General features: G+C 72.8%; 21 protein-coding genes. 11 read left to right on the forward strand and 10 right to left on the reverse strand.

Annotation, left to right across the window (positions count from 1 at the left end; genetic code table 11):
* Positions 1-100: 100 nt before the first annotated feature.
* Positions 101-2,629: a helicase-associated domain-containing protein gene (locus AB0958_RS38455; RefSeq protein ID WP_366895136.1), complete on the reverse strand. Its 2,529-nt coding sequence runs from the start codon at positions 2,627-2,629 to the stop codon at positions 101-103.
* Positions 2,630-2,805: 176 nt separating this feature from the next.
* Between AB0958_RS38455 and AB0958_RS38460 the strand changes: the two genes are divergently transcribed.
* Together AB0958_RS38460 and AB0958_RS38465 are read left to right on the forward strand one after the other, a co-directional pair.
* Positions 2,806-3,759, forward strand: a complete 954-nt coding sequence (locus tag AB0958_RS38460) for a hypothetical protein (RefSeq protein ID WP_366895137.1) — start codon at positions 2,806-2,808, stop codon at positions 3,757-3,759.
* Between the two features lie 430 nt (positions 3,760-4,189).
* Complete coding sequence (locus AB0958_RS38465; RefSeq protein WP_366895138.1) at positions 4,190-4,873, forward strand: HAD family hydrolase; 684 nt, start codon at positions 4,190-4,192, stop codon at positions 4,871-4,873.
* Here AB0958_RS38465 and AB0958_RS38470 read toward each other — a convergent pair.
* The gene (locus tag AB0958_RS38470) at positions 4,846-5,100 is read right to left on the reverse strand and encodes a hypothetical protein (RefSeq protein WP_132891679.1); all 255 of its coding nucleotides are present in this window, start codon (positions 5,098-5,100) and stop codon (positions 4,846-4,848) included. The genes AB0958_RS38465 and AB0958_RS38470 overlap by 28 nt on opposite strands.
* 187 nt (positions 5,101-5,287) lie before the next feature.
* Here AB0958_RS38470 and AB0958_RS38475 point away from each other — a divergent pair, with 187 nt between their 5' ends.
* Together AB0958_RS38475 and AB0958_RS38480 are read left to right on the forward strand one after the other, a co-directional pair.
* Positions 5,288-5,671: a cold-shock protein gene (locus AB0958_RS38475; protein ID WP_132891678.1), complete on the forward strand. Its 384-nt coding sequence runs from the start codon at positions 5,288-5,290 to the stop codon at positions 5,669-5,671.
* Positions 5,672-5,690: 19 nt separating this feature from the next.
* Positions 5,691-6,167, forward strand: coding sequence for a hypothetical protein (locus AB0958_RS38480; protein WP_366895139.1), 477 nt, complete (start codon positions 5,691-5,693; stop codon positions 6,165-6,167).
* Positions 6,168-6,212: 45 nt separating this feature from the next.
* Here AB0958_RS38480 and AB0958_RS38485 read toward each other — a convergent pair whose 3' ends face one another.
* From AB0958_RS38485 to AB0958_RS38500, 4 genes are all read right to left on the reverse strand, one after another.
* Positions 6,213-7,067, reverse strand: coding sequence for a 1,4-dihydroxy-6-naphthoate synthase (locus AB0958_RS38485; protein ID WP_366895140.1), 855 nt, complete (start codon positions 7,065-7,067; stop codon positions 6,213-6,215).
* Positions 7,054-7,806, reverse strand: coding sequence for a futalosine hydrolase (locus AB0958_RS38490; RefSeq protein ID WP_366895141.1), 753 nt, complete (start codon positions 7,804-7,806; stop codon positions 7,054-7,056). Before AB0958_RS38490 ends, AB0958_RS38485 begins: the two co-directional genes overlap by 14 nt.
* Positions 7,776-8,249, reverse strand: a complete 474-nt coding sequence (locus AB0958_RS38495) for a DUF2771 domain-containing protein (protein ID WP_366895142.1) — start codon at positions 8,247-8,249, stop codon at positions 7,776-7,778. Before AB0958_RS38495 ends, AB0958_RS38490 begins: the two co-directional genes overlap by 31 nt.
* Positions 8,250-8,311: 62 nt before the next feature.
* Positions 8,312-9,835: an MFS transporter gene (locus AB0958_RS38500; protein WP_366895153.1), complete on the reverse strand. Its 1,524-nt coding sequence runs from the start codon at positions 9,833-9,835 to the stop codon at positions 8,312-8,314.
* Positions 9,836-10,272: 437 nt separating this feature from the next.
* On the opposite strand from AB0958_RS38500, the gene AB0958_RS38505 reads away from it, so the two are divergent.
* The 3 genes from AB0958_RS38505 to AB0958_RS38515 all read left to right on the forward strand — a co-directional run bounded on the left by AB0958_RS38505 (position 10,273) and on the right by AB0958_RS38515 (position 16,227).
* Positions 10,273-11,199, forward strand: coding sequence for a DUF3027 domain-containing protein (locus tag AB0958_RS38505; RefSeq protein WP_366895143.1), 927 nt, complete (start codon positions 10,273-10,275; stop codon positions 11,197-11,199).
* A gap of 792 nt (positions 11,200-11,991) precedes the next feature.
* Positions 11,992-15,129, forward strand: a complete 3,138-nt coding sequence (locus AB0958_RS38510; protein ID WP_366895144.1) for a molecular chaperone Hsp90 — start codon at positions 11,992-11,994, stop codon at positions 15,127-15,129.
* Between the two features lie 312 nt (positions 15,130-15,441).
* Positions 15,442-16,227, forward strand: coding sequence for a hypothetical protein (locus tag AB0958_RS38515; protein ID WP_366895145.1), 786 nt, complete (start codon positions 15,442-15,444; stop codon positions 16,225-16,227).
* A gap of 139 nt (positions 16,228-16,366) precedes the next feature.
* Here AB0958_RS38515 and AB0958_RS38520 read toward each other — a convergent pair whose 3' ends face one another.
* Entirely contained in the window at positions 16,367-18,766 is a 2,400-nt protein-coding gene (locus AB0958_RS38520) for a cation-translocating P-type ATPase (RefSeq protein ID WP_366895146.1), read from the reverse strand.
* A gap of 127 nt (positions 18,767-18,893) precedes the next feature.
* A complete protein-coding gene (locus tag AB0958_RS38525; protein WP_366895147.1) occupies positions 18,894-19,151 on the reverse strand; it encodes a DUF2530 domain-containing protein in 258 nt (85 codons plus the stop codon).
* 123 nt (positions 19,152-19,274) lie between these two features.
* Here AB0958_RS38525 and AB0958_RS38530 point away from each other — a divergent pair, with 123 nt between their 5' ends.
* Entirely contained in the window at positions 19,275-20,726 is a 1,452-nt protein-coding gene (locus tag AB0958_RS38530) for an NCS2 family permease (protein WP_366895148.1), read from the forward strand.
* Positions 20,727-20,751: 25 nt separating this feature from the next.
* Here AB0958_RS38530 and AB0958_RS38535 read toward each other — a convergent pair whose 3' ends face one another.
* A complete protein-coding gene (locus AB0958_RS38535; protein WP_046734061.1) occupies positions 20,752-20,934 on the reverse strand; it encodes a ribbon-helix-helix protein, CopG family in 183 nt (60 codons plus the stop codon).
* Between the two features lie 154 nt (positions 20,935-21,088).
* Here AB0958_RS38535 and AB0958_RS38540 point away from each other — a divergent pair, with 154 nt between their 5' ends.
* The 3 genes from AB0958_RS38540 (at position 21,089) to thpR (ending at position 23,537) form a co-directional block, all read left to right on the forward strand.
* The gene (locus AB0958_RS38540; RefSeq protein ID WP_366895149.1) at positions 21,089-21,526 is read left to right on the forward strand and encodes a MarR family transcriptional regulator; all 438 of its coding nucleotides are present in this window, start codon (positions 21,089-21,091) and stop codon (positions 21,524-21,526) included.
* Between the two features lie 27 nt (positions 21,527-21,553).
* On the forward strand, positions 21,554-22,903 hold the full coding sequence (locus tag AB0958_RS38545) for an MFS transporter (protein ID WP_366895150.1): 1,350 nt from the start codon (positions 21,554-21,556) through the stop codon (positions 22,901-22,903).
* Between the two features lie 61 nt (positions 22,904-22,964).
* Positions 22,965-23,537, forward strand: a complete 573-nt coding sequence (thpR, locus tag AB0958_RS38550; protein ID WP_366895151.1) for an RNA 2',3'-cyclic phosphodiesterase — start codon at positions 22,965-22,967, stop codon at positions 23,535-23,537.
* A gap of 226 nt (positions 23,538-23,763) precedes the next feature.
* Here thpR and AB0958_RS38555 read toward each other — a convergent pair whose 3' ends face one another.
* Complete coding sequence (locus AB0958_RS38555) at positions 23,764-24,756, reverse strand: aldo/keto reductase (RefSeq protein ID WP_366895152.1); 993 nt, start codon at positions 24,754-24,756, stop codon at positions 23,764-23,766.
* Positions 24,757-24,917: the final 161 nt, after the last annotated feature.

Raw genomic sequence — 24,917 nt, forward strand, 5'->3', positions numbered from 1 at the left:
TGGCGGGCCAGGTGGCTCCGCCACATGACCCGCCACCCCGCACGCCGATCGCACGCACCGAACGCCGCTCCCTCTCCCACGGAGATCCATCAGAAGGGCCCTAGTCCTCCGCCAGTTCCGCCACGCCGGTCACCCGGTGCAGGGGGTAGGTGCGGACCTCGTCGGCCGTGTGGTCGTACGCCGTGACGAAGCCGCCCTCCACGCGGATCGGGGCGATGACCCGCTGGCTGGCGGTGCCCTCGGCGTTGACGTAGCCGATCCAGAGGGTGTCCCCGGTGAGGACGGCGGCCTGCATGGTGGCGAGGGTCTCGGCCGCCGTGGTGCGCGGAAGCTCCCCGCCCTGCACCGTCGTGCCGGTGGGCTTGCGCGGGGTGGTGGCGGCGAGGTCGCCGGCGCGGATCGCGCGGATCGCGGCGGCGAGGAGGGTGGGGTCCGGGGCCGGCGGGCCGTCCGGGACCGGCTCGGGGGCGGTGCGCGGCGGAGTGCGGTGGGCGTGGGCGCGGGTGATCAGGACGTCGCCCTCGGCGGACTCCGCGGCGGGCGCGTACCCCATCGCGCGCAGGCCCTCCAGGAGGGTCGCGGGGTCCGCCTGGGTGGCGAGGACGGTCGGGGCGAGGCGGCGCAGGCGCAGGGCGGCGGCCCGCTTGTCGGCCATGATCTCGCCCAGGATCGTGTCGTCGTCGCAGCGGACGTAGGCCGAGGCCGCCCCGACCCGCAGATGGCCGTGTCTGCGGGCCACGTCGTCGATCAGGTACGCGAGCGGCTGCGGGACCGGGGTGCGGGAGTGGGTGGTGAGGAAGGCGTGCAGGTCGGCGGCGGTGCGGCCGGCGTCGAGGGCGCGGCGGACGGAGGCGGGGGTGAAGCGGTAGACCGTCGCGCCGCCCTTCGACTCGATGTCGGCGAGGACGCCCAGCGCCTCGGCGAGCGGGCGGCGCAGCGGGCCCGGGGCGACCGCTGTCAGGTCGGCCTGGAGCAGTACGTGGTCGAGGGGCTCGGGCAGGAGCGGGGCGAGGAGCCGGCCCGCGGTCGCGGTGGCGACCGCCTGCTCGGGCGGCGAGAGCGGCTCCCGTGCGGGGACGGGACGGTGATGGTGCACGGGGAGCTTGTCGCCGGGGCCGGCGGCCGGCGGTTCGGCGGCCTTCGCGGGTGCGGGTGCGCCGAGCAGGGCACGGCCGTGCGCCGACAGCGCCCCCCGTCCGGTCACGCCGAGCATCTCGGCCTCGGACAGGGTCCAGCGGGCCAGCCGGGTGCGCAGGTCGTCGCCCTGCTGCTGCGGGCCGCGCAGCGGGCGTTCCCAGCGCAGCCTGGCCAGCACCGAATCGGCGCCGGGGGCGGTGCCCTCCGGGAGCCCGGCCAGCAGGGTCAGCACCCGGTGCCGTACCTCCGGTGCGGCGGACCGGTCCAGGCCAGGACCGAGGGCCGACAGGGCGCGGTCCTTGGCGTCCCGGCCGCCGACCAGGCCGGGGGTGCGGGTCGCGGTCAGCCAGGCCTCGGCCAGCTGGGCCCAGCGTTCGGCGGGCGGGCGGTCCAGCCACTCGTCGTAGGCGGGGGTCGCCGCGTAGCGTTCGTCGGCCTCGCCGTCGGAGGCGAGCAGCCCGGCGCCGTACGCCAGCTCGACCCAGAAGGCGGCGATCGGCTCGGGCACGTCCAGGGCCACCGCCGTCCGCTTCAGGTCCCGGACGCTGAGCCCGCCGGCCCGCAGCACGGAAGGGCCGCCCTCGTCCCAGTCCTTCAGCAGCTCCTCGACGGTGGCGAGCGCGGTGTACGCCTGTCCGGCCGCGGTGGCGTCCACCACCTGCGGACGGTGCGTGGCGGCCGGCTCCACGGCGGGCGGCACCGGCTCCGGCGCACGGTGCGCGCGGCCCTCGCGCAGGTGCAGGGCGACCTCGCGGGGCAGGACCACCGTGCCCGGGGCGGTCGGCAGCAGCAGACCGCGGTCGAGGAGCCAGCGCAGATGGGCCGCTGGTTCGGGGGTGACCTGGCCGTACGGCGGCCCCCAGACCAGCCGGCCCAGCACCTCACGCGACTCGGCGGGCGCGGCGGCGAGCAGCTTGGCCATCTTCCTGCGGTGGCCGAACAGCTTGGTGAGCGCGTCCACCGCGGACACCGGGTCATGGGTGGAGGGCAGCCCGGCGGTGGTCAGGATCTCCTGGATCCGGCCCGGCGACATCCCCGAGGTGGCCTCCCGCACGGTCGGGCCGAGACCGGTCGGGGACGGGTGCTGCGGGGACGGCGCGAGTACCTCCCGCGCGGTCCGCACCAGCCGCAGCCGCTCGTCGTCGCCCCACACGAGGGCCTGGTCCCGGAGCGCGCCGAGAGCGGCCGGCAGGGCGGCGGTCACGGCCGGGTCGCCGTCGTCGCCGGCCATCAGCCGCAGCAGCTCCGGGTACGGTGCCGGGTCACCGGCCACCGCCAGCGCCTCCGCGGTCTGGAGGGCGAAGCGGTCCAGCCGTTCCAGGGCGCGCAGCACCGAGGCACGGGTGCCCGCCCGGGTGGCCAGCTGGGTGAGGTCGGTGGGGACCGGGGTGATGAGATCGGGGCGGGCGCGCAGCAGGACGGCCAGGGAGGTGTCGTCCCTGGCGCGGAGCGCCTCCGCGAGGGAGCGCGGCGGTGTGGCCGGGTGGCTCATCCGACCCACGGTAGCGGGTACGGCGTCGGGACCGGGATCAGCTGTCCGGGCCACGGCACCTCCGGCGACAGCCCGCACCCACCGCTCACCGACGGCCGGTGCCGGGCCGACATACGCCGTGGCCTGCGCTACCGTCGTTGCGGGTCATCCAACGCATAGGCCCCGGAGGGGACTTCGTGGGTATCGAGAGCGATCAGGTCGTCTACGAGTATCTGAGCCGTGTCGGGGACATCGCGCACCAGCGCCAGCTGTCGTCGGCGGAACGCATGCGGCTGGTGTCCGGGCTGCGCAACGAGATCGACCGGCACCGGTCGAAGGCGACCGTCGACAGCCCCGCCGCCGTACGCCGCATCCTGGACCGGCTGGGCACGCCCGACGAGATCGTCGAGGCGGCGGGCGGTACGGCGGACGGCGCGCCGCAGCCGGCGCCGGCCGCGGTGCCGGTCCAACCGGACGGGGGCCCGCCGGCGGCCGCGTCCGGGCCGTCGGGCTCGTCCGACGAGCCGCGCCGGGTCGTACCGCGGCCCCGGCCCGCCGAGCCGGGCCGATCCGGGCAAGGGGCCGCCCCCACCGACTGGTGGCGGGTGGACAGCAGTCCGTTCGGGGACGCCGACAGTGTGCCCGGGTTCGTCGGCGGTGTGGAGATCCCGGAGATGCTCCGCAGGCCGAACCTCCAGAAGGAGGAGCCCGGGGACGACCCAGGCGGGGCCGCCGAGCCCGCGGAGGCGGCCCCCGTGGTCGAGGCCGCCGCGGCGCCGCGCCGGGGGATCCGCTTCGTCCCCCGCCCGGCGGCCGGCTGGACCAACCCGCTCCTCCTGCTCGCCGCGGCGGCCCTGGTGGTGGGCGCGGTGCTCGGCAACTGGTTCGCGCTGATCCTGGGCTGGCTCATCGCCTACGGTTCCCGGCGCCTCACTCCGGCGGAGAGCAAGCTGGCGGTGATGTGGGTGCCGGGGGCGTCGGTGGCGGCGGGGCTGGTGTGGCTGTGGGGGCGCAGTGCGGGGCGCTGGGGGGCGCCGATCGCCGAGGGGCACATGAGCGGGGCCGTGGCGGAGACGTGGCCGTGGGTCGTGCGGGGCGCTGCGCTGGCCTCGGCCGTGTTTGTGGTGTGGCGGTCGCAGCGGCCGCGGTAGGGGGGCGGTGTGCGGTGTGAGGTGTGGGCGCGGTAGGGGGGCGGTGTGCGGTGTGAGGTGTGGGCGCGGTAGGGGGAGGGGTAGCTGTCGTACGGCGGCTGCGGGCCGGTGGGGGCTGATCGCGCAGTTCCCCGCGCCCCTAACGGGGCACGTCCCGCCCCTCGGCGCGCCCCTGACGGGGCCGTCCCGCGCCCCTGACGGGGCCGTCCCGCGCCCCTGACGGGGCTGTCCCGCGCCCCTGACGGGGCCGTCCGGTCCCGCCCCCCGGCGCGCCCCTGACGGGGCCGCGTCCCGCGCCCTTGAGAGGGCCGTCCCGAACCTCTGGCTGGGGCATGTCCCGAACCTCTGGCTGGGGCATGTCCCGAACCCCTGGCGGGGCATGTCCCGGGCCCCTGGCGGGGCACATGCTGGGGTTGCGGGGACCGGCACAATGGCCGATATGACTTCTCGCCCGCTCACCGTCGGTTTCGACCTCGACATGACGCTCATCGACTCCCGGCCCGGTATCCACGCCACCTACACGGCGCTCGCCGAGCGGACGGGGACGTTCATCGACGCCGATCTGGCGGTCACCCGGCTGGGGCCGCCGCTCGCCGAGGAGCTGGTCCACTGGTTCCCGGCCGAGCGGATCGCGGAGGTGAGCGATCTGTACCGGGCCATGTACCCGGAGATCGCGATCGCCGCGACGCCCGCCATGCCGGGTGCGCGGGAGGCGATCGCGGCCGTGCGGGACGCCGGTGGGAAGACGCTCGTGGTGACCGCCAAGTACGAGCCCAACGCGAAGCTGCACCTCGGCCACCTCGGCATAGTCCCGGACGCGGTGGTCGGCGACCTGTGGGCCGAGCAGAAGGCCGTGGCGCTGCGTGAGCACGGCGCGGGCGTGTACGTGGGCGACCACGTCGGAGACGTGCGGGGAGCCCGTACGGCGGGCGCGCTGTCGGTGGCCGTGGCCACCGGACCGTGCGATGCCGGGGAGCTGCGCGCCGCCGGCGCCGACGTGGTGCTCACCGACCTCACCGAGCTGCCCGCCTGGCTGGCCCGGTACCGCGAGGACGGCCACCGCGAGGACGGCCACCGCGAGGACGGCTACCGCGAGGACGCCGCCCGCGCCTGACGGCGGCCGGCCGCGATCGACTGGAGCACCCCGGCGCCGGCGATCAAGAAGCCGACGCCCATGAGCATGCTCAGCAGGTACATGTAGGTCGGAAAAGGCTTCGCACCGAGGAACAGCGGTATCACGGTGACGAGTGTGGCCACCGTACCGATGAAGAAGACCACGGCACCGGCGCGGATCAGTCGGTCACCGGGCCCGGCGGAATTCGCTTGGGTTTTGTCACGCACTCGACCAGGGTAGTTCCCTGCCCGAAGGAACAACCGGGCGACGTCTTGTCACGCGCCCGAAGACCATTAGCCTTGGTACCGGCGGGTCATGGTCGACCCGCCCGAGTGCTATCAAGGCCCGTTCAGAGCTGTTGCATTCAGAACTTTTCCGAGCAGTTCCCGACGAGATACGAGGACGAGGACAGACGTGCCTACCGGCAAGGTCAAGTGGTTCAACAGCGAGAAGGGCTTCGGCTTTCTCTCCCGTGACGACGGCGGTGACGTCTTCGTCCATTCCTCGGTTCTCCCCGACGGGGTCGACGCCCTCAAGCCCGGTCAGCGCGTGGAGTTCGGCGTCGTCGCCGGTCAACGCGGTGACCAGGCGCTGTCCGTGGTCATTCTCGACCCCACCCCGTCGGTCGCCGCCGCCCAGCGCAAGAAGCCGGACGAGCTGGCCTCCATCGTGCAGGACCTGACGACACTGCTCGAAAACATCACCCCGATGCTGGAGCGCGGCCGCTACCCCGAGAAGACCGCGGGCAAGAAGATCGCCGGTCTGCTGCGCGCGGTCGCGGACCAATTGGACGTGTAGGCCGCCGGGGAAAGCCGAAGTGAGCGACATACGGACCGACGGGCCGCCCCCCGAACTGCTGGCGCGGATTCGGCGGCAGCGGCGGCACATCCTGGAACTGCTCGCCGTCTGCGCCGTCGGTCTCGTCCCGTGGACGCTCCTGCTGGCGTTCACGCTGCCCAGCGGGTACACGGTCCGTCAGTGGCGGACCACCTGGGTCGGCTTCGACGTCCTGCTCGTGCTCGCGATGGCGTCCACCGCCGTGCTGGGCTGGCGCCGGCACCGGGCCGTCGCGGTGACGGCCGTCGCCACGGGGGCGCTGCTGGTCTGCGACGCCTGGTTCGACGTGTCGCTCGCCCTCGGCACCCCCGAAGTGTGGCAGTCGGCCGCGCTGGCGGTCTTCGTGGAGCTGCCGCTGGCGGCCTTCCTCATCCGCAAGGTCCTGGGGATGCTGGCGCTGGCCGAGTGGCCCCCGGCCGACCACCTCACCGACGGCGACCCCCCGGACCGCCCCTGACCCCGGTCCGGGGCCTGCTCACGTACCGCGTGGGCAACCGCGGGCCTACGGGAAGTCGAGTGCGTGCGGGCCGAGGGGCGGGACGAGTCCCTCGGCCGCGGCGCGGGTGAGCAGGCCGCGCACCGCGGCGTAGCCGTCCTCGCCGAGTTCCGAGGTGAACTCGTTGACGTAGAGCCCGATGTGCTGGTCGGCGACGGCCGGGTCCATCTCCTGGGCGTGGGCCATGACGTAGGGCCGGGAGACCTCGGGATCGTCCCAGGCAGCGTGGACGGACGTACGGATCGAGTCGGCCAGGTGCGTCAGCCGCTCCGCGCCCAGCGAGCGCTTCGCGATGATCGCGCCGAGCGGGATCGGCAGGCCCGTCGTGTCCTCCCAGTGCTCGCCCATGTCGGCGAGCTTGTGCAGCCCGTAGTTCTGGTAGGTGAAACGCGCCTCGTGGATCACGAGCCCCGCGTCGACCTTCCCGTCCCGCACCGCGGGCATGATCTCATGGAACGGCATCACCACGATCTCGCCGACCCCGCCGTCCGACAGGGTGTCCGCCGCCCAGAGCCGGAACAGCAGGTACGCCGTCGACTTCTCGCTCGGTACGGCGACCGTGCGGCCGGTCAGGTCCACCCCGGCCTCCCGGGTCAGCACCAGCGGCCCGCAGCCCCGCCCCAGCGCGCCCCCGCAGGGCAGCAGCGCGTACGTGTCGAGGACGTACGGCAGCACGGCGTACGACACCTTCAGCGCGTCCGACTCGCCGCGCTCGGCCATGCCGTTGGTGACGTCGATGTCCGCGAAGGTGACGTCGAGCGCGGGGGCGCCCGGGACACGGCCGTGGGCGAGGGCGTCGAAGACGAAGGTGTCGTTCGGGCAGGGCGAGTAAGCGATCTTCAGCAGGTCACCGGTGGTCATGTGGGTTCCAACCCTCCAAGGCGGGCGCGAGCTTCCCGAAGGCCTCCGTCAGGGCGGCCAGCGCGTCGCCGATGCGCCAGGCGGCGCGGTCGCGGGGGCCGACGGGGTTGGAGACCGCGCGTATCTCCAGGACGGGCACGTCGTGCGCGGCGGCCGCGTCGGCGACGCCGAAACCCTCCATGGCCTCCGCGAGGGCGCCGGGATGCCGGGCGCGCAGTTCGGCGGCGCGGGTGGCGCTCCCGGTCACGGTGGACACGGTGAGCACCGTGCCGGGGCGCGCGCCGGTCACTCCGGCGACCGCACGTACGAGTGAATTCGGTGGACGGTGGCTTACGGTTCCGAAGCCCAGGCCGGTGACCGGTACGAATCCGTCGGCCGTCTCGGCGCCCAGGTCGGCCGCGGTGATCTCGTCGGCGACGACCAGCGAACCCACGGGGGCCTGGGGCTGGAAACCGCCCGCGATCCCGGCGGAGACGACCAGCGCGTAGGGGCGTCCTTCGAGGGCGGCGGCGGTCAGGGCGGTCGCGGTGCCCGTGGCGGCCGAAGCCGGGCCGACCCCGGCGGCGAGGAGGTCGTACCCCCCGGCGGCGCGCAGCAGCGTGCCGGCGGGCAGCCGTACCTCGGTCGTGCGGTCACCGAACGCCCGCGCCACCGCATCCCGTTCGGCGGGGACCGCGGTGGCTACGAGGACGCGTACGGCGGACGTGGTCAGGCGTCCTTCTTGAGCTTGAAGGACCACAGGCCCAGCACCGACTTGTCGCCCTCCTTGATGGAGACCAGGGTCGAGTTGCCGGAGGCGCCGTACTGGGCGTTGAAGAACACGCTGCCCGGAATGGTGCGGTAGGTCTTGGTGCTGGACTCGGTGAGCGCCTGACCGTTCATCAGGATCGTCCAGCCGCTGTCCGCGATCTTCGGGTCGACGCCGAAGCGGACGGTCTCGTCCGGGTCCACCTTGATCGACTTGATCCCGGTGTCCTTGAGGCACTTGGCGAGCGAGGCCGTGTCCAGGGCCTTGCCGTCGTTGTAGCAGGTGGCCTCGGAGTTGACCGAGGTCGTGCCGACGGTGACCGTGGCGATCGGGGTCGGCTTGTCACAGGCAGACAGGACGAGCAGTCCGGCGGAAACGGCGCCGGCGGCGGCGACGACGCGGCGGCGTCGCGAGCGGGAGTGCAGCGTGGTCATGGCCGAAGGCTATCGGGCGCTCTCGGCCCGCTCCCCACGTGGGGTACGGCGTGCCCGGTTCGTTACGCCACTCGCGGGCGCGTGAGGGTGCTGTGCCGGGCCGAGGCCAGCAGGCCGCGCAGCGTGGCCAGCCAGCCGGCGGCCACGATCGCGGCGGCCACCGCGAGCCCCAGGGTGCCGTTGAGCGGCATCACGATGCCCACCGCGCCGCCGAACACCCACGCCATCTGCAGCAGCGTCTCCGAGCGGGCGAACGCCGAGGTCCGCACCAGCTCCGGCACGTCCCGCTGGATCAGCGCGTCCAGGCACAGCTTGGCCAGCGCCTGGGCGAACCCGGCCACCGCGGCGAGCACGGCCACCAGGAAGGCGCCGAAGAACAGGGCCGCCACGATCGCCGTGCCCAGCACCACGGCCACCACCGTCACGATGATGATCTCCGGTGCCCGGGAGCGCAGCCAGGAGCCCACCGCCGTGCCGACCGCGTTGCCCGCGCCCGCCGCGACGCCCACGATCCCCAGCGACACCGCCGCGCTCTCGCCGGTCAGCGGGTGCTCGCGGAGCAGGAACGCCAGGAAGAAGATCAGGAAGCCGGAGAGGCAGCGCAGGGCCGCGTTGGCGCCGAGCGCGTGCGTGACGGCCGGGCCGACGGTCCGCAGCCCCGGCCGCTTCGACTCCTTGCACTCCTTGGACTCCGTGGACTCTTCGGGCTCCGTGTACTCCCTGGACTCCGTGTACTCCCTGGACTCCCTGGACTCCGTGTACTCCCTGGACTCCCTGGACTCCGTGGGCTCCATGCACTCCTTGGTCTCCTTCGAGTCCTCCGGATCCTTCGCGCTCTGCCCGCTCAGCCCGCTCAGCCCGCTCTGCCCGCCCCGCTTCTGCTCGTCGGCGGCGAGCAGCGCCACGTCCTCGCCCTTGGCGGAGTCGACCTTCGGGGGGAGGGTGAAGGAGAGGAACGTTCCGGCGACGAAGATCACGAAGGCGCCGTACAGCGGCCAGGGGTCGCCGACGGCGTGCAGCCCGGCCCCGACCGGCGCGGCCGCGCCGGTGGCGAGCAATCCGGCGAGGGTGACCCGGGAGTTGGCCTTCACCAGGGAGAACCGGGGCGGCAGCAGCCGCGGCACGACCGCACTGCGCACCACGCCGTACGCCTTCGACGCGACCAGCACCCCGAGTGCGGCCGGATACAGCTCCAGACCGCCGCTCGCCACGGCCCCGGCGATGATCAGCGCGAGCAGGGCCCGGGCGAGCATCGCGGCGGCCATCGCGGCCCGGCGGCCGTGCGGCAGCCGGTCCAGGAGGGGGCCGATGACGGGGGCGAGGACCGTGAAGGGCGCCATGGTGATGGCGAGGTAGAGCGCGACCCGCCCCCGGGCCTCGTCCGTCGGCACCGAGAAGAACACCGTCGAGGCGAGCGCGACGGTGATCATGACGTCGCCGGCGCCGTTCACCGCGTGCAGTTCGATCAGTTTCCCGAGGCCGGACTCGCCCGCGCCGTGCGCGTGCGTGGCCTTGCGGATACCCCGGGCGGTACCGGTCACCGGGAGGTGCAGGGCACGGCCGACCGAGCGGACGGCACCGCGCATCCGGCCCGCACCGCTACCGACCCCGACGGAGCGTTGGGGGGACTTCGCGGTTGCCACGTGCTTCATAGTGCCCTGAGTGTGCAGTTCCTAGTGCACTTTGTCGCCAAGCGAACCGGGCGAGGAGCGGCGGGGGAGCGCCTGGCAGGGGCGCGGGAAACCGCGCGACCGGCCCCCGGTGGTCCCCCACCGTGCTCCCGACGGCCCGCGGTCGAGCGACGACCGGCGCGCACGCCCGCCGCCGTCGGCCCCGCCGGACTGTCCCCCACCACCGGCGACGGGGTAGCGTGCGTATCTCAGCCATAGCGCAGAATGGATGGCATAGGTGCGCCCGAGCGCGATCGGACGCGGACGTCGATGCGGCCCACAGGTCCGCTCCGTCCGCCCCACCGCCGGAGGCGACCGCACTCGTGAGACGGCGTAGGAGAGAAGCGATACCTGTGAGCGCAGCGACAACGCGAAGCCGCACCCCCGACCGTCTGTGCGCCGAGGCGGTCGACCTCGCCCGCGCCGCCGCCGAGGAGGCCGCGGCACCCGGGGTGGTGGGAGAGCACGCAGGCGCGGTGGCGGAGGGCGATCGCGTCGTCACGCACTTCTTCGAGTGCAAGGAACTCGGGTACCGCGGCTGGCGCTGGGCGGTGACGGTCGCCCGAGCCTCCCGGGCCAAGGTCGTCACCCTGGACGAGGTGGTACTCCTCCCCGGCCCTGACGCCCTGCTGGCCCCGGAGTGGGTGCCGTGGAGCGAGCGGCTGCGCCCCGGTGACATGGGGCCGGGCGACCTGCTGCCCACCGAGGCGGAGGACCTCCGCCTGGAGCCCGGCTACACCGGAGAGGACGAGCCGGAGCCCAACTCCCCGGTCTCCGAGGAGATGGAGGAACTGGCGGAGGCGGAGGACGCCGACGTCACCGCGGGCACCCCCGCGAAGCTCCCGACGGTGCCCTCCCGGGGCACGATCGCCTCGGTCGCCGAGGAACTCGGCATGCGCCGGGCCCGGGTGCTGTCCCGGTACGGCCTGCATGTCGCCGCCGACCGCTGGGAGGAGGCGTTCGGCGCCAAGACCCCGATGGCCCAGGCCGCCCCCGCGACCTGCGTCAGCTGCGGTTTCCTCAGCCCCATCGGCGGCTCCCTCGGGCAGGCCTTCGGCGTCTGCGCCAACGAGTTCTCCCCGGCCGACGGCCGCGTGGTCTCCCTCGCCTACGGCTGCGGCGGCCACTCGGAGGCCGCGGTCATGCCGAAGACCCCGCAGCCGGCCCCGCCGGTGATCGACGAGACGAGGGTCGACCCCTTCCCGCTCCGCCCGGCCGCCGACTCCGGCTCGGTCCCGGCGACCTCGGACGAGGAGACGGCCGAACTGGGCCACTCCTAGGCGGACGGCGCGCCGGCGCGCTTTCCCCCCTCGGACCCCTCGGACGGCCCGGCCGCTCCCGTCCTCGTGGAGCGGGCGGACCGCCCCGTGAGGACGGCGAGCGGCGGACCGCCCCCGTCAGGACGGCGAGCGGCGGACCGCCCCCGTCAGGACGGCGAGCGGCGGACCGCCCCGTGAGGACGGCGAGCGGCGGACCGCCCCGTGAGGACGGCGAGCGGCGGACCGCCCCGTGAGGACGGCGAGCGGCGGACCGCCCCCGTCAGGACGGCCCGGCCGCCCCTGACGCGCCCTCGCCGGGGATCGGCGGAACCGCCCCTGACGCGCCCTCGCCGGGGATCGGCGGAACCGCCCCTGGCGACGCCCTCGCCGAGGCTCGGCGGGACCGCCCGCGGTGGCCCGGGCCGACAATTGCGCGCGGTCGCGGTCTCGAAAGTGTGAGAGGGGCCGCGTGTGCGGCGTGGGTGCTTCGCCGCCCGGCACCCTGCTCCGAGAGTGAGGCCGGTAGATATGCCAGCGGCCCACTCGCGCAGGAGTGCCCATGCCCGGCACGGGACCGACGTCGCCCCCCGACGACCTGGTGGACCCGGAGCGGACCGATGCCACGGCCGCGACGCTCCGGAAGCTCCCGGTCGAGGCCGGCGGCCTCCAGGGCCCCTCTGAAGGATCTCCGCGGCGTCGCGGCGCCCGGCACGCGGGCCGCTCCTTCTCCCGTGCGGATCCATCCGAAGGGCCCAGCCGAAGACCTCCGGGCGAGGCGGTACCTTCGTGCTCACGCCGATGAGGAGAGTGAACGTGAGCAAGTTCGTGCGGCCCGCAGCCGAGGGTGCCGACCCGTTCGGGACCGCCCGTCTCCGGCGAGGTGTCCTCGACGCCTGGGCCACCAGCCCCGCCCGGTTCCGTGAGGACGCCAACGCCGAGGAGGACCTGGTCCTCGGCGGCTACCGGGACCGGCTCGTCGTGGAGCTCGCGCAGAACGCGGCCGACGCGGCGGCCCGCGCCGGCGTCCCCGGCCGCTTCCGCCTCACCCTCCGCGACGGCGTCCTGTTCGCCGCCAACACCGGCGCCCCGCTGGACGCGGCCGGCGCCGAGTCCCTCTCCACCCTGCGCGCCTCCGCGAAGCGGGAGGAGACCGAAGGGTCCGTCGGCCGGTTCGGCGTCGGCTTCGCGGCCGTGCTCGCGGTGACGGACGAGCCCGCCGTCGTCGGCCGGCACGGCGGCGTCCGCTGGTCCCTCGCCGAGGCCCGGGAACTGGCCGAGGAGACCGCGGCGCACAGCTCCGGCCTCGGCGACGAGATCCGCCGCCGGGACGGTCATGTCCCGCTGCTCCGGCTCCCGTTCGCCGCCGAGGGCACCGCTCCGGACCCGTACGACACCGTCGTCATCCTGCCGCTGCGGGACACCGCCGCCGCCGACCTCGCCGAGCGTCTCCTGGACGCCGTCGACGACGCCCTCCTGCTCGCCCTGCCGGGACTCGAAGAGGTCGTGATCGAGAACGGCGACCAGCCGGTCCGCACCCTGCGCCGCGACACCGACGGCGCCCACACGGTCGTGTCGGACTCACGGCACGGCACGACCCGCTGGCGTACCGTCTCCGCGCACGGCGCGCTCACCCCGGACCTGCTCGCGGACCGGCCGGTCGAGGAGCGGCTGCGCCCGCACTGGTCACTGACCTGGGCGGTGCCCACCGACGGCCAGGGCGCCCCCGACCGCCCGCGCACCGCCTCCGTCGTGCACGCGCCCACCCCCAGCGACGAGCCCCTCGGCGTGCCCGCCCTGCTCATCGCGTCCTTCCCCCTCGACACCACCCGCCGGCACACCGCCCCCGGCCCGCTCACCGACTTCCTGGTGCGGCGCGCGGCCGACGCGTACGCCGAACTGCTGGCCGGCTGGCGGCCGGTGGGGGAGGGGATCATCCACCTCGTGCCCGGCCCGCTCGGCAAGGGCGAGCTGGACGGGGCGCTGCGCCAGGCGATCCTGGAGCGGCTGCCGCGCACCGCCTTCCTGCCGCCGGCCGTCGAGCCCGGCGGCGCCGACGACTCCGAGGACCCCGGCCTTCCGGAGGCCCTGCGCCCGCGGGACGCGGAGATCGTGGAGGGGGCGGGCGCGGAGACCGTGCGCGTCCTCGCCGAGGTGCTGCCCACCCTCCTGCCCGCCGGTCTCGAACGCCGCGTGGAACTGCGCACGTTGTCCGTCGCCCGGCTGCCGCTCGCCGACGCGATCGACCGGCTGGCCGGCCTGGAGAAGGACCCGGACTGGTGGTGGCGGCTCTACGACAGCCTCGCGGGCGTCGACCCGGACCGGCTGTCCGGCCTGCCCGTGCCACTCGCCGACGGCCGTACGACCATCGGCCCCCGCCAGGTGCTCCTGCCCACCCCGGACTCGGCCGCCATCGACCCCGGGACGCTCGCCCGGCTCGGCCTCAAGGTCGCCCACCAGGACGCCGCCCACCCGCTCCTGGAGAAGCTCGGCGCCCTTCCCGCGTCCCCGCGCGCGGTGCTCACCACCCCACAGGTGCGGGCCGCGGTGGCCGCCTCCCTCGACGACGAGGGCGGTGCCATGTGGGAGGAGGACGCCCTGGACGCCGAGGAACTGGCGGACACGGTACTGGCGTTGGTGCGCGACGCCGCTCTGGCGCCCGGCGACGAACCCTGGCTGGGCGCGCTGGCCCTGCCGGACGAGGACGGCGAACTGGCCCCGGCGGGCGAACTGGTGCTCCCGGGCAGCCCCTTCGCGCAGATCATCCGCGAGGACGAACTGGCCGCCGTCGACGCCGAACTGGCCGAGAAGTGGGGCGAACAGCCCCTGGCCGCCTGCGGGGTCCTCGCCAACTTCGCCCTCGTCCGCGCCACCGACGTGGTCCTGGACCCGGATGAACTGGAGCCCCGCGAGGGCGACTTCGCGGAGCCCGATGACGCCGGGCTGCTGGACGCGGTCGACGTCTGGAGCGAGGACATCCTCGACCGTTTCCCGGACTCCCCCGTGCCGCCGGTCGCCACCGAGCTGATCGCCGTCCGCGACCTGGACCTCGTCGACGACGACCACTGGCCCCAGGCCCTGGCCCTGCTCGCGCAGCCGCCCCTGCGCGACGCCCTCACCCAGCCGGTCCGCGTCCTGCTGCCGGACGGCACCCACGAGGTCGTCCGGCCGTACACGGCCTGGTGGCTGCGCGGCCACCCGGTCCTGGACGGCCGCCGACCCGCGGGCCTGCTGGCGGCCGGCGGCGACCCGCTGCTGCGCGGCCTCTACGAGGAGGCCGACGCGACCGGCTTCGGGGACGAGCAGGTGCTGCGGGCGCTGGGTGTACGGACGTCGGTGGCCGCGCTCCTCGACGAGCCCGGTGGCGCCGCCGAGCTCCTGGACCGTCTGGCCGACCCCGACCGTCCGGTGACCGCCGCCCAACTGCACGCCCTCTACGGCGCGCTGGCCGACCTGGACCCCGAACAGGTCACGCTGCCCGACGAGGTGCGTGCGGTGATCGACGGCCGCGTGACGGTGGTGGACGCGGCGGACGCGGTGGTCGTCGACTCCCCGGACCTGCTCCCGTTCACGACCGGCGTCCCCCTGCTGCCGGTACGCCCCGCGCGCGCGGCCGAGTTGGCGGAGCTGTTCCAGGTCCGGCGGCTGAGCGAGTCGGTGACGGGCTCGGTCGACTCACAGGGCACGGAACACGACGTCCCCGAGCCGGTCCACGTCCTCCTGGGCCCGCGCACCCCGCGGACGTACGTCGAGCACGAGGAACTGGTGGTCGACGGCGTCGAGATCGACTGGCGCCTCACCGGCGACGGCACCCTGCACGCCGCGACCCTGGAGGGCGTCGCGGCCGGCCTCGCCTGGGCGGCCGGCCAGTGGCCGCGCCGCTTCGAGGTGGCGGCCCTCCTGGAGGACCCGTCCCGCACGGAGGAACTGGCCCGGGACCGCTGGTTCGACTGACCCCCGAAGGACCCCGGACCGGGACCCCGCCCAGGGACCCGGTCGACGACCAAGGCGACGGCTACTACCGTTACTCCTTCACCGGCACCTCCACCACCCCGGCGGTCAAGGCCACGGGTGACTACGTCGACGCGAGGTGAACGAGCGGTCCGGGCCGAAGGAGACGTGATCCGGTCGTAAAGGAAGTAAAAACCGGCCGGATTGCGTCTCACTCGTACAACCATTCACACCGCTCGTGGATCACACCACCTGAGTCAACAGACTCCCTAGTTCTCTGGGCCTCGCGCCCACTCTTCTCCACGTGGGGAATCCATGCGCATTCGTGCCACTGTGGCCGCCGTCTCCGGCGCCCTGGCCCTGTCCGCGTTCGTCGCCCCGGCCGCTCACGCCGTCGGCAGCACCGCACCGGACGTCACCTTCTCCGCCATGAAGGTCAACGGTGGCAAGGCCATCGTCGTGCCCGCCACGGGCTCCGTGAAGTTCACGATCACCTACAAGGTGACCCACGCCGCCAGCCTGAAGACCAGCGACTTCTTCGCCATGCCGGTCATCTACCACGGCTCCACCATCGAGAAGTCCGAGTACGGCGTCGCCCCGTCCGGCGAGCCCACCTGCACGGACAGCTCGTCGACCGTCCAGAGCTGCAAGGCCACCCTGAGCGTCAGCCGCGCCGACCTGGTCAACAGCATCGCCGGTACCTGGCAGTCCGGCGGCGTCGCCTTCGGCAAGAGCGACGGCGACCCCGCGTTCACGAACAACCTGGGCAAGGTCTCGGTCCAGCGCCTGTCCAAGCTGACCGTCAACGCCACCCCCGAGCCGGTCAAGAAGGGCAGGACCATCACGGTCACCGGCTCCCTGACCCGCGCCAACTGGGACGCCAAGAAGTACTCGGGCTACGCGAGCCAGTCGGTGAAGCTGCAGTTCCGCAAGAAGGGCTCCAGCACCTACACCACCCTGAAGACGATCAAGTCGTCCTCCACCGGCGCCCTGAAGACGACGACCACGGCGACGGTCGACGGCTACTACCGCTACTCCTTCGCGGGCACCTCCACGACCCCGGCGGTCAACGCCACCGGCGACTACGTCGACGTGCAGTAGGGAAGCGCCCTTATGGGCAGCGCCCCGTAAGGGGCGCGGGGCTGGTCCGGCATGCGGCTACCGCCGCGTGGGCGCGACCAGCCCCCACCGGGCCCGCGCGGTTCCCCCCACCGCACCCACCGCCCCCCACCGCACCGCGTCACACCGGATACTTCCGCTCCACCCACTTCCACAGAAGCTCCAGCACCGCCGATCCCGCCACGGCCACGCCGACTGCGGTCCACGGCATCGCCACCCCCACCAGCTTCAGCGCGAAGAAACTCTGCAGCGCCGGCACGGCGAGTACGAACACGAAAGCCACGCCCATCGACGCCACCAGCGCCACCCGCCACCAGGTGTACGGCCGCGCGATGATCGCCAGGATCCACATCGAGACCAGGAACAGGGTCAGGGTCGCGGCACTGGTCTCGGCGTCCAGGGACCCGGCACCCGTGTAGTAGTGGCGGGCGATCAGGTACGTCACGAAGGTCGCGACGCCCGCCACCACACCCCCCGGGACCGAGTAGCGCATCACCCGGCGGACGAAGTGCGGCTGCGCCCGTTCCGTGTTCGGTGCCAGGGCGAGGAAGAAGGCCGGGACGCCGATGGTGAGGGTCGACAGCAGCGTCAAGTGCCGGGGCAGGAAGGGGTATTCGACCTGCCAGCAGACCACCAGCACCGCCAGCAGCACCGAGTACACCGTCTTGACCAGGAAGAGTGTCGCGACCCGCGTGATGTTGCCGATCACCCGGCGGCCCTCGGCCACCACCGAGGGCAGGGTGGCGAAGCTGTTGTCGAGCAGCACGATCTGGGCGACCGCCCGGGTCGCCTCGGACCCCGAGCCCATCGCGACCCCGATGTCGGCGTCCTTCAGGGCGAGCACGTCGTTCACGCCGTCGCCGGTCATCGCGACGGTGTGCCCGCGTGACTGCAACGCCCCCACCATGTCCCGCTTCTGCTGCGGGGTGACCCGTCCGAACACGGTGCCCCGGTCCAGCGCCTCGGCCATGTCGCCGGGGTCCGCGGGCAGCCGGCGCGCGTCCACCGTCGTACCGCTCAGCCCGAGCTTCGCGGCCACGGCACCGACCGACACCGCGTTGTCGCCGGAGATGACCTTCGCCCGGACGTCCTGGTCGGCGAAGTAGCGCAGGGTGTCGGCCGCGTCCGGGCGCAGCCGCTGTGCGAGGACCACCAGCGCGGTGGGCCGGGCGCCCTCGGCCACCCTCGCGTGGTCGAGGTCCCGGGTGGCGCGGGCCAGCAGCAGCACCCGCAGCCCTTCCTCGTTGAGGCGCATGGTTTCGGCCAGGGCCGGGTCGTCGGCGCCGAGCAGCACGTCCGGCGCCCCCAGCAGCCAGGTGCTGGTCTCCCCGTCGCCCTCGCTGAAGGTCGCCCCGCTGTACTTGCGGGCGGAGGAGAACGGCAGCGACTCCACGCACCGCCACTCCTCGCTGTCGGGACAGGCGTCGATGATCGCCTGGAGGGAGGCGTTGGGACGCGGGTCGGACTCGCCGAGCGAGCCCAGCACGGTACGGATGTACGACTCGTCGACCCCGTTCAGCGCCCGCAGCTCGGTGACGTCCATGCCGCCCTCGGTGAGGGTGCCGGTCTTGTCGAGGCAGACGGTGTCGATGCGGGCCAGGCCCTCGATCGCGGGGAGTTCCTGGACCAGGCACTGCTGCCGGCCCAGCCGGATCACGCCGATCGCGAAGGCGACGGAGGTGAGGAGCACGAGGCCCTCGGGGACCATCGGGACTATGCCGCCGACGGTGCGGGCCACGGCGTCCTTGATGCCGTTGTTCTTCACGACCAGCTGGGTGACGACCAGGCCGATCGCGGCCGGGACCATCATCCAGGTCACGTACTTGAGGATGGTCGAGATGCCGGTGCGCAGCTCGGAGTGGACGAGGGTGAAGCGGGACGCCTCCTCGGCGAGCTGGGCCGCGTAGGCCTCCCGGCCGACCTTGGTCGCCGCGAACGCGCCACCGCCCGCCACCACGAAGGAACCCGACATCACCTGGTCGCCGGGGCGTTTGACGACCGGGTCGGCCTCGCCGGTGAGCAGCGACTCGTCGATCTCCAGGCCGTCGGCCTCGGCGCACACCCCGTCCACGACGATCTTGTCGCCGGGGCCGATCTCGATCAGGTCGCCCAGCACGATCTCGCTCGTGCCCACTTCGACGGCGGCCCCGCCCCGGCGCACGGTCGGCCGGGCCTCGCCGATCACCGCGAGCGAGTCCAGGGTCTGCTTCGCCCGCCACTCCTGCACGATGCCGATGCCCGTGTTGGCGAGGATCACGAAGCCGAACAGGCTGTCCTGGATCGGCGCCACGAACAGCATGACCACCCACAGCACACCGATGATCGCGTTGAACCGGGTGAACACATTGGCGCGCACGATCTCGCCGAACGAGCGGCTGCTGCGCAGCGGCACGTCGTTCACCTGACCCCGGGCGACCCGCTCCGCGACCTCGGCCGCCGTCAGACCGGCCGCTCTGGCCGGGGCGGGCAGCGGTACGGGATGCACGGGGTCGAGCTCGGCGCCGGCGTCGATGTGCTGCATGCATTCGACGGTACGTGCGGATTTGCACGTTCACCTGCCGAGTGCACCAAAGATCCGACCGGGGGATGACCGATGTCGTGCGCAGGTTGTAGCCGCCACCCGGCCGGCTCCTCCGGGGGGCCCGGCCCTACAGGGACTCCGCCGCCTCGGCCCGCTTGATCGCCGCGTCGCGCTTCTTCACGTACCAGACGCCGATCAGCCCGAGTCCGCCGCCGGCCAGGCAGGTCCAGATCCACCAGGTGTGGCCGTGGTCGGAGAACCACCCGTAGAACGGGAGCTGGGCCAGGAAGAGGACGAACCAGACGATCGTGCCGCCGATGATCGTCGGCACGACCGGCCCCTCCAGGGGTTCCGGTGCCTCGTGCTTGGGGGTCCACTTCGCCATGGCGCTCAGCTTACGCATCCCCTTGCCGGACCCGAGGTCTACGCGCGGAGATAGCGATCTAGTAGTCATACGTTCATACTGAAACCGTTTGTCTCTGGCCACTTCTGCTCGTAGGAACCTCCAATGTCGACCCCGGCTTCCACCAAGGCCCCCGCCCCCGAACAGCCGGGTGCGACTCCCGCGTACGGCGCGCTCGACCGTTACTTCAAGATCTCCGAGCGGGGCAGCACCCTGGGCCGCGAGGTGCGCGGCGGCTTTGCCACGTTCTTCGCGATGGCCTACATCATCGTGCTGAACCCGATCATCCTCGGCAGCGCGAAGGACGTGTACGGACATCAGCTCGACCACGGTCAGCTGGTCACCGCCACCGTCATCACCGCGGCCTTCACGACGCTGCTCATGGGCGTCATCGGCAACGTCCCGATCGCACTGGCCGCCGGCCTCGGCGTGAACTCCGTCGTCGCGCTCCAGCTGGCACCCCGGATGTCCTGGCCGGACGCCATGGGCATGGTGGTGCTGGCCGGCATCGTCGTGATGCTGCTGGTCGCCAGCGGTCTGCGCGAGCGCGTCATGAACGCCGTCCCCTACAGCCTGCGCAAGGCGATCTCGATCGGCATCGGTCTGTTCATCATGCTGATCGGCCTGGTGGACTCCGGCTTCGTCACCCGCATCCCGGACGCCGCCCAGACCACCGTCCCGCTCCAGCTGGGCAACGACGGTCACCTCAACGGCTGGCCGGTCCTGGTCTTCGTGCTCGGTGCGCTGCTCACCCTCGCGCTGATCGTCCGCAAGGTCTCCGGCGCGATCCTCATCTCGATCGTCGCGATGACCGTGCTGGCGCTGATCATCAACGCCGTCGCCCATGTGACGTCCTGGGGTCTGACCACCCCGAAGTGGCCCGGCAACCCGGTCTCCACCCCGGACTTCGGCCTGCTCGGCAAGGTCAGCCTGTTCGGCGGCTTCGACAAGGTCGGCGTGCTGACCGGCGTCCTGTTCGTCTTCACGGTCCTGCTGTCCTGCTTCTTCGACGCCATGGGCACGATCATGGGCGTCAGCGACGAGGCCAAGCTGACCGACGCCCAGGGCTACATGCCGGGCATCAACAAGGTCCTCTTCATCGACGGTGTCGCGGTCGCCGCCGGTGGTGCCAGCTCCTCCTCGGCCACCACCTGCTTCGTCGAGTCGACGGCCGGCGTCGGCGAGGGCGCCCGTACCGGCTTCGCCAACGTCGTCACCGGCGGTCTCTTCGTCGTGGCGCTGTTCCTGACGCCCGTCGCCACGATGGTCCCGTCGCAGGCCGCCACCCCGGCGCTGCTCGCGGTCGGCTTCCTGATCCTGGCCGGTTCGATCAAGGAGATCGACTGGGCGGACCACACCCTCGCGATCCCGGCCTTCGTGACCATGGTGATGATGCCGTTCACCTACTCGATCACGAACGGCATCGGCATGGGCTTCATCACCTTCGTGCTCATGCGCCTCGCCGTCGGCAGGGCCAAGGAGATCCCGGTCGCGATGTACGTCGTCTCGGCGGTCTTCGCCTTCTACTACCTGATGCCGGCCCTGGGTCTGACCTGATGGACCCGCGGCCCGGCCTGATCCCTCAGGTGACCCCGTAGAACCTCTCCGTCTCCTCGACCGCGGCCGAGAACCGCTCGTCGAAGTCGTCGCGAATGAGCGTCCGGACCACGTAGTCCTGGACGCTCATTCCTCTTTTGGCCGCATGGTGCCGGAGCCGGTCGAGCAGCTCTTTGTCTATCCGCAGGCTGAGCACACTGGTCCCCATGGGTATGAGGGCGCCACATCCGCGCGCCCGGTGCGTCACTTTCCGGACTTGTCTCACTCGTACGGGTGATGTTGCGGTTCAGTGGCCGAGGTCACGGGCATTTTGGCGTGTCCCGAGTGGTCCTTAGTTAGAGTAACGAGTTAGTCTGGAGAACATGTCGGACCTCACCCATGGCGACGACGCGGCCGCCGTGAACTCTCTCCGCTCCGCCGTGATGCGGCTCTCGCGACGGCTCAAGCACCAGCGGGTCGACGAGTCGCTGAGCCCCACCGAGATGTCGGTGCTGGGCACCCTCTCCCGCTGCGGCCAGGCCACCCCCGGTGAACTCGCCCGCAAGGAGCACGTCCAGCCGCCCTCGATGACCCGCATCGTGGCTCTGCTGGAGGCCAAGGGACTGGTCCGGCTGGAGCCGCACCCCGAGGACCGGCGTCAGAAGGTCGTCACCAGGACCGAGCAGGCCGAGGCGATGCTCGAGGAGAGCCGCCGCAAGCGCAACGCGTTCCTGGCCGGACTGGTCGGCGGTCTCGACGAGGACGAGTGGGCGAAACTGCGCGCAGCCGCCCCCGTACTGGAGAAGCTCGCACATCTGTAAGACGCTCTACGAGGAGGCGAACCCACTTTGAGTACGGGATCCGGAGCACCTTCCGCCCCCGCACCGACCGCCCCTACTACCCCCGCATCCCGCAAGTCGTCGATGTTCAGCTCGCTGAAGGTCAGGAACTACCGCCTGTTCTTCGCGGGCCAGGTCGTCTCGAACATCGGCACCTGGATGCAGCGCATCGCCCAGGACTGGCTGGTCCTCAGCCTCACCGGCTCCGCGACGGCGGTCGGTGTCACCACCGCCCTGCAGTTCCTGCCGATGCTGCTCTTCGGCCTCTACGGCGGGGTCCTCGTCGACCGGCTGAACAAGCGGCGCGCCCTCCTCGTCACCCAGAGCGCCATGGGCCTCACCGGCATCGCGCTGGCGCTGCTGACCCTCTCCGGACACGTCCAGGTCTGGCACGTCTACCTCGCCGCCTTCTTCGTCGGCCTCGCCACGGTCGTCGACAACCCGGCCCGCCAGTCCTTCGTCTCCGAGATGGTCGGCCCGGCCCAGTTGCAGAACGCGGTCAGTCTGAACTCCGCGAACTTCCAGTCGGCCCGCCTCGTCGGCCCCGCCGTCGCCGGTCTGATGATCACCGGTGTGGGCACGGGCTGGGCGTTCCTCTTCAACGGACTGTCCTTCGTCGCCCCGATCGTCGGCCTGGTGCTGATGCGCGCGCGTGAGCTGTACGTCGTGGAGCGCGCGCCGAGAGGCAAGGGACAGCTCCGGGAGGGCCTGCACTACGTCGCCGGCCGCCCCGACCTCATCTGGACCATCGTCCTCATCGGGTTCGTCGGCACCTTCGGCTTCAACTTCCCGGTGTACCTGTCCGCCTTCGCCGACGACGTCTTCCACGCCGGCGCCGGCTCCTACAGCCTCTTCAACACGCTGATGGCGGTCGGCTCCCTGGTCGGCGCCCTGCTCGCGGCGAGGCGCGGCACGGCCAGGATGCGCGTGATGATCGCGGCCGCGATCGCCTTCGGAACCCTGGAGGTGGTGGCCGCCACGGCACCGTCCCTGTGGCTGTTCGCCCTGCTCATGGTGCCGATCGGCATGTTCGGGATGACGGTCAACGTCACGGGCAACACCACCGTCCAGATGGGCACCGACCCGGCCATGCGCGGCCGGGTGATGGCCCTCTACATGATGGTGTTCATGGGCGGCTCGCCCATCGGCGCCCCCATCGCCGGCTGGATCACGGACGCTTACGGCGTCCGCGCGGGCCTCGCCGTCGGCGGCGCGATCGCCGGTGTCGCGGCGGTCGGCATCGGCCTCGTCCTGGCCCGCGTCGGCAACCTGCGGCTCTCGGTCGCCTGGCACGGCGGCCACCCCCGGGTCCGCTTCGTCCCGAGAGAACCCCAGGAACAACTGGCCCCGGCGGCCTGACCCGGGGCCCTGCGGCCCACGCCCCCTCAGCCCACGTGCCCTCGGATGGCAGGGTGGCGGTATGAGACTCTTCGCCGCTGTGTTGCCCCCCGCCGACGTGGTCGGGGAACTCGCCGGTGCCGTCGACCGGCTGCGCCGGATGCCGGGTGCGGACGCGCTGCGCTGGACCGGGCGGCCCGGCTGGCACTACACGCTCGCGTTCTACGGAGAGGTCGAGGACGGCGTCGTACCGGACCTCTCGGAGCGGCTGGCGCGGGCGGCGCACCGTACCGCGCCCTTCGCGCTGGCCATCGCGGGCGGCGGGCAGTTCGGGCACGGCAGGGCCCTGTGGGCGGGTGCGGACGGCGATCTGGCCGCCCTGCGCCTGCTGGCCGACCGCGCGGAGGCGGCGGCGCGCAAGGCGGGCGTGCCGATGGGGGAGCACCGCCGCTACCAGGCCCACCTGACGGTCGCCAGGAGCCGGGAGGCGGTGGACGTACGGCCGTACGTCGCACTGCTCGCTCAGTTCGCGAGCCGGACCTGGACGGTGGGGGAGCTGGCGCTGGTGCGCAGCAATCTGCCGACGTCGGGGGTGCCGGGGGAGCAGCCGCGGTACGAGGTGGTCGCCCGCTGGGGGCTGGGGGCGGCCGGTTAGGCTCGTCGCGTGGACCCGAAGACCCGGAACCGGATCATGGCCGGTGTGCTTGTGCTGTTGTTCGTGGTGGTTGCCCTGGCCTCCGCGATGAGGTGAGGGCCGGCCGGGGAACTGCGCCGCCGCTTTCGGCTGCGGGCCGTCGGCGGCTGGTCGCGCAGTTCCTCCCCCAGCCTTCGGCCGGGGGTACCCCCAGCGCCCCTACGGGGCGCTCATCCCTATGGGGCGCCTACCAGGCGAAGGCTTCCGGAGACGGGCCCGGGCCCGGGAAGATCTCGTCCAGGCCGGTCAGGAGCTCCTCGCTCAGCTCCAGCTCCACCGCCCGCAGCGCGGACGCGAGCTGCTCGGCGGTGCGCGGGCCGACGATCGGGCCGGTGACCCCCGGCCGGGTCAGCAGCCAGGCCAGCGCTGCCTCGCCCGGCTCCACGCCGTGCTTGTCGAGCAGGTCCTCGTAGGCCTGCACCTGGGCGCGGAGGGTGGTGTTGGCGAGGGCGTCGGCGGCCCGGCCACCGGCCCGGCGCCCGCCCTCCACCTCCTTCTTGATCACACCGCCGAGCAGCCCGCCGTGCAGCGGCGACCAGGGGATCACCCCGAGGCCGTACTCCTGCGCGGCCGGGATGACCTCCATCTCGGCGCGCCGCTCGGCGAGGTTGTAGAGGCACTGCTCGCTGACCAGCCCGATGGTCCCGCCGCGCCGGGCGGCGATCTCGTTGGCCTGGGCGATCTTGTACCCGGGGAAGTTGGACGACCCCACGTAGAGGATCTTGCCCTGCTGCACCAGCACGTCGATGGCCTGCCAGATCTCCTCGAAGGGGGTCCGGCGGTCGACGTGGTGGAACTGGTAGACGTCGATGTGGTCGGTCTGGAGCCGCTTGAGGCTCGCGTCCACGGCGCGCCGGATGTTCAGCGCGGAGAGCTTGTCGTGGTTGGGCCAGGCGTCGCCGTCGGCGGCCATGTTGCCGTACACCTTGGTGGCGAGCACGACCTTGTCGCGGTGCGCGGGGTCCTTGGCGAACCAGTTGCCGATGATCGTCTCGGTACGGCCCTTGTTCTCACCCCACCCGTAGACGTTGGCCGTGTCGAAGAAGTTGATGCCCGCGTCCAGCGCCGCGTCCATGATCGCGTGGCTGTCGGCCTCGTCGGTCTGCGGGCCGAAGTTCATGGTGCCGAGGACGAGTCGGCTGACCTTGAGTCCGGTACGTCCGAGCTGCGTGTACTTCATGGTCACCCAGCCAACGGCGTGGAGTGCGCTCTAGGCAAGGGTGTGGACAAGAGGGACCGCCGATGTGCGCGGGGGCCGCCTGGCCAGGGCCCTTCTGATGGATCTCCGCGGCGTCGCGACGCCCGGCACGCACGCTCGACGCACGGGGTGGCGGGCCAGGT

It is taken from the genome of Streptomyces sp. NPDC006655, assembly GCF_040703965.1.
Lineage (GTDB): Bacteria > Actinomycetota > Actinomycetes > Streptomycetales > Streptomycetaceae > Streptomyces.

Excerpts from the sequence above, each read along its gene's own strand:
- AB0958_RS38455 (WP_366895136.1), bottom strand. The coding sequence starts at position 2,629 with ATGAGCCACCCGGCCACACCGCCGCGCTCCCTCGCGGAGGCGCTCCGC.
- AB0958_RS38465 (WP_366895138.1), top strand. The coding sequence starts at position 4,190 with ATGGCCGATATGACTTCTCGCCCGCTCACCGTCGGTTTCGACCTCGAC.
- AB0958_RS38485 (WP_366895140.1), bottom strand. The coding sequence starts at position 7,067 with ATGACCACCGGTGACCTGCTGAAGATCGCTTACTCGCCCTGCCCGAAC.
- AB0958_RS38495 (WP_366895142.1), bottom strand. The coding sequence starts at position 8,249 with ATGACCACGCTGCACTCCCGCTCGCGACGCCGCCGCGTCGTCGCCGCC.
- AB0958_RS38500 (WP_366895153.1), bottom strand. The coding sequence starts at position 9,835 with ATGCGCGGTGCCGTCCGCTCGGTCGGCCGTGCCCTGCACCTCCCGGTG.
- AB0958_RS38515 (WP_366895145.1), top strand. The coding sequence starts at position 15,442 with ATGCGCATTCGTGCCACTGTGGCCGCCGTCTCCGGCGCCCTGGCCCTG.
- AB0958_RS38520 (WP_366895146.1), bottom strand. The coding sequence starts at position 18,766 with ATGCAGCACATCGACGCCGGCGCCGAGCTCGACCCCGTGCATCCCGTA.
- AB0958_RS38525 (WP_366895147.1), bottom strand. The coding sequence starts at position 19,151 with ATGGCGAAGTGGACCCCCAAGCACGAGGCACCGGAACCCCTGGAGGGG.
- AB0958_RS38530 (WP_366895148.1), top strand. The coding sequence starts at position 19,275 with ATGTCGACCCCGGCTTCCACCAAGGCCCCCGCCCCCGAACAGCCGGGT.
- AB0958_RS38535 (WP_046734061.1), bottom strand. The coding sequence starts at position 20,934 with ATGGGGACCAGTGTGCTCAGCCTGCGGATAGACAAAGAGCTGCTCGAC.
- AB0958_RS38540 (WP_366895149.1), top strand. The coding sequence starts at position 21,089 with ATGTCGGACCTCACCCATGGCGACGACGCGGCCGCCGTGAACTCTCTC.
- thpR (WP_366895151.1), top strand. The coding sequence starts at position 22,965 with ATGAGACTCTTCGCCGCTGTGTTGCCCCCCGCCGACGTGGTCGGGGAA.
- AB0958_RS38555 (WP_366895152.1), bottom strand. The coding sequence starts at position 24,756 with ATGAAGTACACGCAGCTCGGACGTACCGGACTCAAGGTCAGCCGACTC.